We start from the raw sequence: 12,789 nt of genomic DNA on the forward strand, positions 1-12,789 counted from the left end.
AGGGCAGGTATGTCAGGCTAGATCAAAGATGTTTGAGATCAAGATCAAGTGGTCCTTCGATATCACCCGCAACGAACTGTTGCAAATACGGGTTGTCGGTCTGATCGATTTCCGACACTGGCCCATCCCAGATGATCTTACCCTGATAGAGCATGGCAACCCGATCCGCGATCTTGCGCGCGCTGGCCATGTCATGGGTGATGGTGACGGCACTTGCGCCCAGTTCCCGGGTGCATTTGACAATCAGATCATTAATGACATCGCCCATGATCGGATCAATGCCGGTGGTCGGTTCGTCAAAAAACAGGATTTCCGGTTCTGTCGCAATGGCGCGTGCAAGACCAACGCGTTTTTGCATGCCACCTGACAGGGATGCTGGCGACAGATTGGCAACATCGGCGTCAAGCCCGACGTCTGCCAGTCGCGCAATCGCAAGGTCGCGGGCAAGCTTGGGTTTCATGCCTTTACCTTCGATCAGGCCAAAGGCAACATTTTCCCAGACAGAAAGCGAATCAAACAGGGCGGCCCCTTGAAACAGCATGCCGGTCTTGGCCAGCATGGCTTCATGGTCGGACCGGCTGGCGGTCGTCATATCCAGACCATCGATGGTGATGGATCCCTGATCGGGTGTCAGAAGGCCTAAGATACATTTCAGGGTAACGGATTTTCCCGTGCCCGAGCCGCCAATGATCGCAACCGAGGAACCGGATGCGACATCAAGATCAACCCCTTGCAGCACCTTCTTGGACCCAAAGGCCTTGTGAACATTGCGCAGGGATATTTTGGCGGGGGTGCTCATGATATGTTTTCTGTCCTTAGCGGGTGAAGAACAGTTCGGTGACGACATAGTTCGAAATCAGGATCAGGATTGAACTTGATACGACCGCATTGGTGGTGGCCTGACCAACGCCCTGTGCGCCACCCCGTGAGTTATAACCGTGGTAACAGCCCATCAGGGTAATGATAAAGCCAAACACAGCCGCCTTGACCAGACCGGAAACGACATCAAGTTGTTCAAGATACTGGAAGGTGCTGCGAATATAGGATGCTTCGTTAAAGCCAAGCTTGTTCACACCGACCAGATATCCGCCCAGAACGCCGATGATATCGCCGATCAGGACCAGAATTGGCAGGGTGATCAATCCGGCAATCACGCGCGGCACCACCAGATATTTAAACGGATTGGTCGAAAGGGTGACCAGCGCGTCGATCTGTTCGGTGACACGCATGGTGCCGATTTCTGCGGCAATCGCCGCACCAACGCGCCCGGCAACCATCAGTCCGGCCAAAACAGGGCCAAGTTCGCGGGTCATGGAAATGACTACAACCGTCGCGACCGCACTTTCGGCAGAAAATCGTGAAAACCCTGAATAGGACTGCAGGGCCAAAACCATCCCGGCAAACAGGGTTGTCATCGCGACAACCGGCAAGGAGAAATAGCCAATTTCACGCATTTGTTTGAAAATAAGCCGGAAATAGATCGGCGGGGCAATCATATGGCCAATGGTACGCCCGGCAAAAACCGTGACACGCCCGACAAGAGCCAAAAACGAAAGAAACATACGGCCAACCGGCGCAAAGATCGGCATCGGAACCTTGATTACCCCTGTTATTGGTCAGCTCATTCTGGCTGACCGTTTTTTATCATTCAGCTTTCTGTATAAACTCGACGATAGCGATGTCCAAGAGAAGTTAGAATTTCATAACCTATTGTACCAGCAGCAGATGCAACGTCGTCAACCGTCATGTTCTCATCAAGCAACGATACCATGTCGCCACTCTTAAGCGGTTTACCCGGAAGATCGGTAATATCAACCGTTATGGCATCCATCGAGACCCGTCCAACATAGGGGACTTCATGCCCCTTAATCTTAAGTTTTCCGGCATTGGACAACGACCGAAGCCAGCCATCGGCATAGCCAACGGCAATGGTTGCGATGCGCGACTTGCGCGCGGCTTTCCACGATGCGCCGTATCCGACAGTCTGTTCGGCTGGAATTTCGCGGATCTGCAAGATCTTGGCATTGAGGGTCACAACTGACCGCATCGGGTTTTCGGCTTCGGGGGTTGGATTCCCGCCCCAAAGTGCAACGCCCGGACGGCAGAATTCCAGATGGTAGTCATCGTTACGGAAGATGGCCGATGAATTGCAAAAACCACGCGGTGCAGGTGGAAGGCGGCGATACCACTTCATGAACAGATCATACTGTCGCTTGGTGATCGGGTTTTCGTGTTCGTCTGCGGCGACCGGGTGGGTCATATAACCCGCCTTTTCAAAGCCATAGAGCAGCGATGAATACCGATCAACCAGATCACTGACGTCCTGGGGCGACAGGCCAAGGCGGCTCATGCCGGTATCAAGGTGGATAAAGGCCGGTGCCGGACGTTCGTGTTCGCGGCACAGGTTTGACCAGCGTTCGATCTGTTCAAGGTCGTTTAAAACCGGAATGACATCATTCTCGATAAAGAATTCCTCGTCACCGGGTAAAACGCCATTGAGAACAGCAATACGTCCGCCGCCCCGCAGAAGCGGGAAAAGCTCGGCGGCTTCGTTGGCCTGGGCGACAAAGAACAGACGGCAGCCCTGCTTTTTGAGGACCGGCACAATCATATCCGCACCAAGGCCATAGGCATCTGCCTTTACCACAGCACCACAGGTGCGACCGGTATAGCGCTTGGCCAAAGTCTTATAGTTGTCGGCAACTGCTTTCATATTGATTTGCAGTTCCGCGCACTCGGCAGCACGGCCGACGGCGGGAAAAACAGTCATTCGAATTACCCCGTGGAGTCAGTTTAGGGACGGAAACGATCCCTATTCATGTTCTTCTTCGGTGTGATCAAGGTCGCCAAACTTGGTGTAGTTCCCGTCAAAGAACAAACGCACGTTGCCCACCGGGCCGTGACGTTGCTTGGCGACGATAACCTCTGCGGTGTTGTAGACGTGGTTCAAACGGTCCTGCCAATGCGAATAGCGTTCACCGAATTTATCGGTGGCTTCTTCCGGGCGTTGGACCGGTTCGGAACGTTCGAGATAATATTGTTCACGGTAAATGAACATCACAACGTCGGCGTCCTGCTCGATCGAGCCGGATTCACGAAGGTCAGAAAGCTGCGGACGTTTATCGTCGCGCTGTTCGACCGCACGGGATAGCTGTGACAGGGCCAGAACGGGGACTTCAAGCTCCTTGGCAATTGCCTTGAGCATACGGGTGATTTCCGAAACTTCCTGTACACGGCCATCGCCGCGGAAGTTGGTCGGTGGTGCCAGAAGTTGCAGGTAATCGACGACGATCATCGCAAGGCCGTGCTGACGCTTCAGGCGGCGACAGCGTGTGCGCAACGTCGATACCGGAAGGGCCGGTGTATCATCGATATACAGCGGAACTGTGTTGAGTTCCTGGGTTGCCAACAACAGGCGTTCAAAATCCTGCTCGTTAAGGTCACCACGGCGCATGTTATCGCCAGAAACCTCGGCGGCTTGCGACAGCAAACGTGCGGCAAGCTGTTCTGCGGCCATCTCAAGCGAGAAGACGGCAATTGCACCCGTACGGATTTCGTCGCGGGTGTCTTCGCCCTGTGCCCGGTTCTGATTGGATGCGATGGCGGCATTAAAGGCGATGTTCATCGCAAGGGCTGTTTTACCCATCGACGGACGCCCGGCAAGGATGAGCAAATCAGAAGGATGCAACCCCCCAAGTTTGCGGTCAATGTCGCGCAAACCCGTTGTGACACCGACCACACGCCCGGCATTCTTATAGGCGTGATCGATATTCTCATAGGCCTTGGCCAATGCGGGGCCAAAGGCGACAAAACCCGATTCAGCTGATCCCGCAGTGGCAAGAGAGAACAGTTTTTGTTCGGCTTTTTCGATCTGGTTGGTTGCGTCCGTATCAAGTTCGTACTGATAGGCGTCATTGACCACATCTTCGCCAAGCTCGATCAGCTCGCGGCGCAGATACAGGTCATAGACCAGCTTGCCGTAGTCACCGGCATTGATCACTGAGACAAGATTGTTTGACAGTTCGGCCAGATATTGCGCACCGCCGATTTCGGCCAGATGTTCGTCCTGCTTGAAAAAGGCTTTCAGCGTGACCGGGTTGGCCAGTTGTCCGCGCTCGATCAGCTTGCCGCAGGCTTCAAAAATGCTGCCGTGGCGGCCATCGGCGAAATGTTCCGGGCGCAAGATATCAGACACACGCTCATAGGCGGCGTTGTTATTGAGCACCGCGCCGAGCAAGGCTGCTTCTGCCTCGAAGTTATGCGGAGCCATGCGTTCGAGCACCATATCGGCGCCGTCACCATGGTCTACATCAAGAGGAGCAAATAGGGCGTCTAAGTTGGGATCTGTCATGGGCGGAAAAGGTATCAGTCATCTGGTTGGCGGCAAAGAGTTAATCGGTATACATCATAGCGGGTATTCCGTAACCGCAGAGGTCGCGATTCAAACAAATTATTGAATTTCGGCAACTTTCCAAAGTAGGCAAAAAGAAAACGGCATATCCGGGTGGATATGCCGTTTCCCAAAATGCGTCGAAAAAGACCAGCGATTACGCTTTGCTGTCTTCTTCGTTCGGAGCATCTGCAGAAGCTTCTTCAGGAACTTCTTCTTCGAAGAGTTCTTCAGCAGCTTCGAGAGCTTCTTCTTCTTCCGCTTCCATTTCCTCGATCGTGCCAAGAACAGCAGCACCTTTACGGAGCTGTTCAGCGGCATCTTCTTCGGAACGTGCAACGTTGGCGGTCACTTCGACAGCGACTTCCGGGTGCAGATTGATTTTGACCTGATGCAGACCAAGGTTTTTGATCGGCTGATCAAGAACAACCTGGGTACGGGCAACAGTGAAACCTGCATCGGTTACTGCGGTCGAGATATCACGTGCAGTTACCGAACCGTAAAGCTGGCCAACATCGGATGCCTGACGAACGAGGGTAACAGCAAGTTCACCCATGTTCTCGGCAACCGCTTCGGCTTCTTTGCGGCGATCAAGGTTGTCAGCTTCGAGCTGTACTTTCTGTGCTTCAAACACGGAAAGGTTTGCTTTGGTTGCACGAAGGGCCATGCCCTGCGGCAGCAAGCGGTTGCGGGCGTGGCCCGGCTTGACAGTGACTACGTCACCCATCTGACCGAGTTTTTCTACCCGCTGGAGCAGAATAACTTCCATCACCGATCCTCCTCATTGCTACGGGTCATCGGTTCTTTCCCCCGCAGCCTGATTAAATGCTCAACAATTCCAAGTCCGGTGATCGCAACAAACGACCAACTAGACAGAACCGCGACGATGTAGAACACCGTCAGAATCATACGTTTTTGCGGCCATCGGGCTGCCTGCCCGTGTACCAGCGCCAATCCCTGAAACAGGAACGGCACTGCCAGTACCACCGCGACGTTTCGCGCCACATAGGCTAGTGAACCATCGGCAAAGCCGACCGTAAAACCAGCCACGGCAAACGCAAATAGCGACCATCCAGGCAAGGCAAAACTTGCCATTTTTGGTGTCGGACGCAGGTTTTTGCCTGCACGTACCAAAATTGCCTGTGCGATTGTTGCATTGGCAAACAGCATAAGAAGCCAGCTCACCGCAGCAATCGCCGGGAAGTAAATCTTGAACATACCAATCAGACCCTGAACATCAGACGTCATAGGGACGCCCATTTCCGAGTATATCTGGCTCAGGAATTGCGAAACGAATTCCTGAATGTCCAAACCTTCCGCCGTCAGTGTTCCGGTAATGATAATCATCACCGTCGCGACCATGACGGCCATGGCACTTACGACAACTCCAGAAGGAATAAAGGCAAGATTGCCGTTTTGATCCTTCCGAATGACCAGCGCCATGCGGGTCAACAACATCGCTGGTCCGGCAAACACGACTATAAAGACCGTGAAAGGCAGTAATCCCCCCAAAAGAACAAGGGCACTACATGCGGCAAATGCCGCAACCAGCAGGCGTTTGGGCCCTTGCCACAATCCCGTAAGGAAAAGCGGCAGATGCCCGAAATATGAAAGTAATAGCGCAACCGGATTACCCGAGAGAACCAGAAGAAACAGGACGGCACTGCCAAGTCCCGAGCCAATAGCTATAAGGGTGTCACGTTGCATTATTTACTCCCGACCCGAGACCATAAACGGGTCTCTTGCCGACTGACTTAAACCTGATCGGAATAAGGCAGCAGCGCCAGGAAGCGTGCACGTTTAATGGCTTTTGCCAGTTCGCGCTGCTTCTTGGCCGAAACCGCAGTGATACGGCTCGGAACGATTTTGCCGCGTTCGGAAACGAAACGCTGCAGCAGTTTGACATCTTTGTAGTCAATCTTCGGCGCATCCGCACCCGAGAACGGGCAGGTTTTGCGACGACGGAAAAACAGACGACGTCCAGCCATAATATATTCTCCTCGCTATCTGTTAGCCGTGCTGACGGGGACCGCCACGACGGGGACCGCCGCGACCGCCGCGCTCGTCGCGGTTACGCAGAATTGCTGACTGTTCTTCTTCGAACTCGTCAACTTTGACAGTCATCTGACGCAGAACGTCTTCGTTCAGGCGCATCTGACGCTCATATTCCGCGATCGTTGCGTGGTCGGCTTCAATCTGGAAGAGAGTATAGTGGCCTTTGCGGTTCTTCTTGACACGGTATGTCAGGGAACGCAGGCCCCAATATTCGGTTTTAGCAATCTTGCCGCCAAGACCTTCAACGGTCTGGACCAGCTTTTCGTTCAGGCTTTCGACCTGTGCGGTCGAGAAGTCCTGACGTGCGATGAACACGCTTTCGTACTTGCTCATAATACTCCTAATCACTCCTTGTGGCTTATCTCTTCCCAACATGACCTCATGTCATGCAGGCATAGCCGGGCAATCCCGGCAAGGAGCCGTGAGACGGCGGAATATACACTTTTCGCCCATTAGTGCAACGCCAAATACACCTTTTCCACAAGTAGGCGTCAGGATCGCAATTTGGACGCAACGCGTGCGTTTGCGTATGTTTCAGTCTTCTATGCACGTCTTTGTAAGAGTTGCACTTTCCTAAGGTCGGTTATGCGTGAAGTGGTTCACACTTGAAACAAAAAGTTCAAGAGAGTAGGCCTGTTAGCATTCGCTGGTCCGGTAATTCTCGCTTCCTGTTGGTTGTCCCCGTTGAAATCAGGGAGGCCATTATACCAAAACGGGGCGGGTGTTTTGTGTGTTAATGCCGAACCAAAGCATTGTCTTTTATTACCCGTGGTTTTGTAATGGTAGAACCCTCAATTGATGCTGCGTCCTCACGCAGGGCATCTATGCTAAGTCTTTGTATGCTGGCGCTTGTGGTCGGTGTGGTCACAGGTTATGGCGCGGTTGTTTTCCGTGCGCTTGTCGCGCTTATTCATAACGTCGCCTTTTACGGCGTCTTTTCCATTAATTATGATGCAAACCTGCTGACAGCGCCCAGCACCTGGGGCCCTTTGGTCATTCTGGTGCCGGTCATCGGTGGTTTGTTCGTTGTTTTTCTTGTTAATACGTTCGCGCCAGAAGCCAAAGGCCATGGGGTGCCCGAGGTGATGAACGCCATTTATTTTGAACAGGGCCGTATTCGCCCGATGGTGGCGTTGGTCAAGTCGGTTGCATCTTCGCTTTCCATTGGGACCGGGGCTTCTGTTGGTCGTGAAGGCCCGATCATTCAGATCGGCTCGTCGCTGGGCTCAAGCATTGCGCAAATGTTCAACTTGCAAACCGGGCAACGCATCACATTGCTTGCCGCCGGGGCCGGGGCCGGAATTGCGGCAACATTTAATACGCCACTTGGTGCGGTGCTGTTTGCCATCGAGCTTATGATGCCAGAAGTTTCAACGCGCACATTCCTGCCGGTCGTGATTGCCACCGGGGCGGCGACCTATATCGGGCGCATTTCGTTTGGTTTGGCCCCCGCGTTCGAGGTGCCATTGGCCGCCGTGCCACAGGTATCGGCCGTCGATCTTCAGGCGCTGATTGTTTATGTCGTCCTTGGTGTGTTGTGTGGGATCGCGGCTTGGGCGTTGATCCGTTCGATGCTGGTAACCAGCACCTTGTTTAAAAAGATGCCGGGCAACGATTATACCCGTCATGCTGTTGGTATGCTGTCGATCGGCATTCTGATGTATGTTTTGCTGCTGACGGGCGGCAATTACTATGTTGACGGTGTGGGGTATGGGGTCATTCAGGAAATCCTGCGTGGAACGATGACGTCCTTGCCGTTGCTGGTGATCCTGTTCTTTGCCAAACTTTATGCGACATCTGTCAGCATTGGTTCTGGGGCTTCTGGTGGTGTTTTCTCGCCGTCGTTGTTTGTCGGTGCGACCCTTGGGGCTGCTGTTGGTGTTGTCGGCAACATGATCTTCCCGGATGCGGGCATTACGCCGGTTGAATTTGCGCTTGTGGGTATGGGCGGCGTTGTCGCAGCGGGCACTGGTGCGGCCATGACAGCGATCATCATGATTTTCGAGATGACCCGCGACTATAATATTATTGTGCCGCTGGTTGTCGCGGTTGCGATTGCGCTTGGCTTCCGCCGGATGATCATCTCTGAGACGATTTATACCTCCAAGCTTGTGTTGCGCGGGCGTCACATTCCCAAAGAACGTCACAGCAATATGTTCATGGTCCACCCGGTGCGCGAAATCATGACATCCGATCAGATTTATATCGATGCATCTTTACGTGTTTCTGAGGCGATTGATAAGATTGGTCCATCACCTGTGGCAAAACCGCTTGTTGTGATGGAAGGGGGCCGTATTGCAGGTGTTATTCCTGACGTCACGGCGCTGTACGCGGTTGCAGGCGATCAGGGACACAAGGCCCTTAAGGAAGTGATCAAGGAAGACTTCGTTGTCGTGGTTGATGATATGAATATGTATGACGTGATCAAGCGCATGGAACGCCGTAAGGCACGTGCCGCTGTCGTCGTCAGACCGTGCCGCGGGGTGCCACGTCAGGACGATATTCGCGGCGTGATTACAAAGTCGCATATCGCTGACAGCGTTGTTTCAAGCATGCAGCACTATATCGGCTAATCAGTTCATAAAGTGCACGAATTTGTGCGCTGCACGATAGACAATCCTTCGAGAAAGGCAGCGAGCATGTCATACATGTTCGCTGCCTTTTGACTTGAAATCATGAAATTTCCTGCCACCTTGGTGTCAAGGTGTGTATGTGACGAGCCAAAAAGCCGTATCTGTTCTTGACAGTCGGGGCGGGCAGGGTATCAAGAGGGCCTCAATTTTGAGGGGCCGATATTCGGCGCAGCCTTCGCATAAGCTGACAAAGGTATATTAAGTATAATGACACGCGCACTCGTTTTCCCCGGTCAGGGGTCGCAAGCGGTAGGTATGGGCAAGGAACTGGCGGATGCATTCCCGGTTGCCCGCGAAGTTTTTCAGGAAATTGATGACGCGCTTTCACAGAAACTAAGCGCGCTGATGTTTGAGGGGCCGGAAAATGAACTGACCCTGACGGAAAATGCACAGCCTGCGCTGATGGCTGTCAGTCTTGCTATTACCCGCGTTCTGGAAAACGAAGGTGGCTTCACGCTGACCGACAAATGCGATCTGGTCGCGGGGCATTCGCTTGGTGAGTATTCAGCACTTGCTGCGGCGGGGACTTTTGCGGTTGCCGATACGGCACGTCTTTTGAAAATTCGTGGTCAGGCCATGCAGGCCGCAGTTCCGGTTGGTGTCGGTGCGATGGCAGCCCTTTTGGGGCTGGACTTTGCCGATGCGGTTGCCGTAGCTGAGGAAGCCGCACAGGGCGAAGTTTGCACCGCTGCGAATGACAATGCCAATGGACAAGTTGTGGTGTCTGGTCATAAGGCCGCTGTTGAACGCGCGATTGAAATTGCCAAGGAAAAAGGTGCCAAGCGCGCCGTTCTTCTGCCGGTGTCTGCGCCGTTCCATTGCTCGTTGATGCAGCCAGCTGCTGATCGTATGGCTGAGGCCCTTGCCGAAGTGGCGATGAATGCGCCCGGTAAACCGGTTGTTGCGAATGTCACGGCAGAAAAAACTGACAATCCGGAAACCATTCGTAAACTCCTTGTGGAGCAGGTTTGCGGGACCGTGCGCTGGCGCGAGTTTGTTCTTTATATGAAGACACAGGGTATTACCGATCTTGTCGAGATTGGCGCGGGCAAGGTTTTGACGGGAATGGTACGTCGTATCGACCGCGACCTGACCGGCACTTCGGTTAATGGACCGGCTGATATCGAAGCATTCCTCGGCACTTTGTAAGAGTGTCGTGACCACGACGAACCCAAAAAGGGAAAGAAAGTTTATGTTTGATCTTGCAGGGAAAACCGCACTTGTAACTGGTGCCACGGGTGGCATTGGTGGCGAAATCGCCAAGGTTTTGGCGCAGGCCGGTGCGAAGGTTGCTCTGTCGGGGACCCGTGCGGAACGTCTCGAAGCGGTTGCTGCCGAGATCGGTGAAAACGCCGTTGTTGTTCCAGCGAACCTTTCGGATACAGAATCGGTTGACGGTTTGATCAAGGCGGCTGAAGAAGCCCTTGGTGGTCAGCTTGATATTCTGGTTAATAATGCCGGCATTACCCGAGATCAGCTTGCGATGCGTCTAAAAGACGAAGACTGGCAGGCGGTTCTTGATGTGAACCTGACATCTGCATTCAAGCTTGCACGGAATTCTTTGCGTGGCATGATGAAGCGCCGTCATGGTCGTGTCATCAACATTACGTCGATTGTTGGCGTCACGGGGAATCCGGGACAGGCAAACTACGCGGCGGCGAAGGCAGGCATGATTGGCTGGTCAAAATCGATGGCACAGGAAGTTGCTGCGCGCGGTATTACGATTAACTGTGTTGCACCGGGGTTCATCACCACGGCAATGACCGAAGAGCTCGGTGATGCACAGAAAGAGAAACTTTTGGCAGGTATTCCTGCCGGTCGCATGGGCGACAGCAAAGAGATCGCAGCTGCGGTTCTGTTTCTTGCCAGTGACGAAGCTTCATATGTCACAGGACAGACCTTGCATGTGAATGGCGGAATGGCGATGATTTAACCCGTTGCGGGTTGCTTGCTTTTCTGTTTAAAAGAGGCCGCTATAAAAAATCTTGAAACCGGCAATGGGTATTGTCGGTTTCCGGTCCCAGGAAGTTCCTTCAATAGGGGGAGCAGACCGGGACCACGCAAACGATAACTGACAGAAAACCTATTGAAGGATTTGAGCTATGAGTGATGTCGCAGATCGCGTGAAGAAGATCGTTGTCGAGCACCTCGGTGTTGAAGAAGACAAGGTCACTGAAAACGCCAGCTTCATCGACGATCTGGGCGCAGACAGCCTGGACACTGTCGAGCTGGTTATGGCGTTTGAAGAAGAATTTGGTTGTGAAATTCCTGATGACGCAGCCGAGAAAATTCTGACCGTCAAAGACGCGATTGACTTCATCGAAAAAGCTAACAGCTAATTTTGCTGTGAGACATGGGCGCCAGAGGGCATCCTCAGGCGCCCTTTTCGTCTTTGCTGGATTCATAAAATAAAGGCGTAGTGCGGGATGAGACGCGTAGTTGTTACCGGTATTGGTGCTGTTACACCGCTTGCAAGCGGCGCACAGAACACGTGGCAGAAACTGCTGGCTGGCCAATCTGGAATCAAGAACATCGATACTTTCGATGTGTCCGATATCCCTGCAAAGATCGCGGGTCTTGTGCCACGTGGTCAGGGTGACGGACTTTTCAACGCGGAAGATCATGTCTCTGTTAAAGACATGAAGAAAATGGACGATTTTATCGTCTATGGGATTGCTGCGGCCGATCAGGCTCTTGCCGATTCCGGTTGGAAACCTGAAACCGACGAAGATCAGGAAAATACTGGTGTTCTGATTGGTTCAGGTATCGGGGGTCTTCCAAGGATCTCTGAAGCCACAGAATTGGTTAATAATGGCAAAACCCGCCGCGTAAGCCCATTCTTCATTCCGTCTTGCCTGATCAATCTGGTCTCTGGCCAGGTATCGATCAAACACGGTCTTAAAGGGCCGAACCACGCTGTTGTTACCGCATGTTCGACCGGTGCCCACGCCATTGGTGACGCATCGCGCATGATCATGCTTGGTGATGCCGATGTGATGGTTGCTGGCGGTGCAGAAGCTGCTGTTTGCCGTCTTGGTATGGCTGGCTTTGCGGCTGCCCGTGCACTTTCAACCGGTTACAACGATACCCCGACCGAAGCATCCCGTCCGTGGGACGAAGGACGCGACGGTTTCGTCATGGGCGAAGGTGCTGGTTGTGTGGTGCTTGAAGAATACGAGCACGCCAAGGCACGTGGTGCACGAATTTACGCCGAAGTCGGCGGTTACGGTATGTCGGGCGACGCCTATCACATCACGGCTCCGGCTGCGGATGGGAATGGTGGTTTCCGCTCGATGCGCAATGCGTTGCGCAATGCCGGTGTGAACCCGGAAGACGTCGACTATGTGAATGCTCATGGTACGTCGACTCCGTTGGGTGATGAAATTGAACTGGGTGCGGTCAAGCGCCTGTTTGGTGATCACTCATCGAAACTTTCGATGTCATCGACGAAATCGGCAACCGGTCACCTGCTGGGTGCGGCTGGCGCGATTGAAGCTGTGTTCTCGATCCTTGCGATCTACGAAGGTGTGGTTGCACCGACCCTGAACCTGCAAAATCCGTCTGAAGCCTGCAAAGGTATGGATCTGGTTCCGCTTGAAGCCAAGCAGCGTAAGGTAAATGTCGCATTGTCGAACTCGTTCGGCTTTGGCGGTACCAACGCATCGCTGGTGTTCAAGAGCGTCTAAAACAGCAGATCCAACCTTACCGGGA

Annotated in this window: 13 protein-coding genes; 5 read left to right on the forward strand and 8 right to left on the reverse strand. The window is 53.3% G+C overall.

The window, feature by feature from the left end:
- Positions 1-22: 22 nt before the first annotated feature.
- From AC0VXT_RS06825 to rpsF, 8 genes are all read right to left on the reverse strand, one after another.
- Positions 23-799 carry an ABC transporter ATP-binding protein gene (locus AC0VXT_RS06825; protein ID WP_475548036.1) on the reverse strand — a complete coding sequence of 259 codons (777 nt, stop codon included), beginning with the start codon at positions 797-799 and terminating at the stop codon, positions 23-25.
- 16 nt (positions 800-815) lie between these two features.
- Positions 816-1,589, reverse strand: a complete 774-nt coding sequence (locus tag AC0VXT_RS06830) for an MlaE family ABC transporter permease (RefSeq protein WP_022730257.1) — start codon at positions 1,587-1,589, stop codon at positions 816-818.
- Between the two features lie 59 nt (positions 1,590-1,648).
- Positions 1,649-2,770 carry an alanine racemase gene (gene alr / locus AC0VXT_RS06835; protein ID WP_475548037.1) on the reverse strand — a complete coding sequence of 374 codons (1,122 nt, stop codon included), beginning with the start codon at positions 2,768-2,770 and terminating at the stop codon, positions 1,649-1,651.
- A gap of 42 nt (positions 2,771-2,812) precedes the next feature.
- Positions 2,813-4,351, reverse strand: coding sequence for a replicative DNA helicase (locus AC0VXT_RS06840; RefSeq protein WP_022730259.1), 1,539 nt, complete (start codon positions 4,349-4,351; stop codon positions 2,813-2,815).
- Between the two features lie 196 nt (positions 4,352-4,547).
- On the reverse strand, positions 4,548-5,159 hold the full coding sequence (rplI, locus tag AC0VXT_RS06845; RefSeq protein ID WP_475548038.1) for a 50S ribosomal protein L9: 612 nt from the start codon (positions 5,157-5,159) through the stop codon (positions 4,548-4,550).
- Complete coding sequence (locus AC0VXT_RS06850; protein WP_475548039.1) at positions 5,159-6,097, reverse strand: DUF2232 domain-containing protein; 939 nt, start codon at positions 6,095-6,097, stop codon at positions 5,159-5,161. The genes rplI and AC0VXT_RS06850 overlap by 1 nt, the downstream gene beginning before the upstream one ends.
- 47 nt (positions 6,098-6,144) lie before the next feature.
- On the reverse strand, positions 6,145-6,378 hold the full coding sequence (gene rpsR / locus AC0VXT_RS06855; protein ID WP_007090355.1) for a 30S ribosomal protein S18: 234 nt from the start codon (positions 6,376-6,378) through the stop codon (positions 6,145-6,147).
- A gap of 22 nt (positions 6,379-6,400) precedes the next feature.
- The gene (gene rpsF, locus AC0VXT_RS06860; RefSeq protein ID WP_475548040.1) at positions 6,401-6,778 is read right to left on the reverse strand and encodes a 30S ribosomal protein S6; all 378 of its coding nucleotides are present in this window, start codon (positions 6,776-6,778) and stop codon (positions 6,401-6,403) included.
- A 491-nt stretch (positions 6,779-7,269) separates the two neighbouring features.
- On the opposite strand from rpsF, the gene AC0VXT_RS06865 reads away from it, so the two are divergent.
- The 5 genes from AC0VXT_RS06865 (at position 7,270) to fabF (ending at position 12,764) form a co-directional block, all read left to right on the forward strand.
- The gene (locus tag AC0VXT_RS06865) at positions 7,270-9,018 is read left to right on the forward strand and encodes a chloride channel protein (protein WP_475548041.1); all 1,749 of its coding nucleotides are present in this window, start codon (positions 7,270-7,272) and stop codon (positions 9,016-9,018) included.
- A gap of 267 nt (positions 9,019-9,285) precedes the next feature.
- Entirely contained in the window at positions 9,286-10,227 is a 942-nt protein-coding gene (gene fabD / locus AC0VXT_RS06870) for an ACP S-malonyltransferase (protein ID WP_475548042.1), read from the forward strand.
- Positions 10,228-10,270: 43 nt separating this feature from the next.
- On the forward strand, positions 10,271-11,011 hold the full coding sequence (fabG, locus tag AC0VXT_RS06875) for a 3-oxoacyl-[acyl-carrier-protein] reductase (protein ID WP_022730266.1): 741 nt from the start codon (positions 10,271-10,273) through the stop codon (positions 11,009-11,011).
- Between the two features lie 169 nt (positions 11,012-11,180).
- Positions 11,181-11,417, forward strand: coding sequence for an acyl carrier protein (locus AC0VXT_RS06880; RefSeq protein ID WP_022730267.1), 237 nt, complete (start codon positions 11,181-11,183; stop codon positions 11,415-11,417).
- Between the two features lie 87 nt (positions 11,418-11,504).
- A complete protein-coding gene (gene fabF, locus AC0VXT_RS06885) occupies positions 11,505-12,764 on the forward strand; it encodes a beta-ketoacyl-ACP synthase II (protein WP_102785361.1) in 1,260 nt (419 codons plus the stop codon).
- Positions 12,765-12,789 lie beyond the last annotated feature (25 nt).

It is taken from the genome of Thalassospira sp. Z349TD_5 (assembly GCF_056173045.1).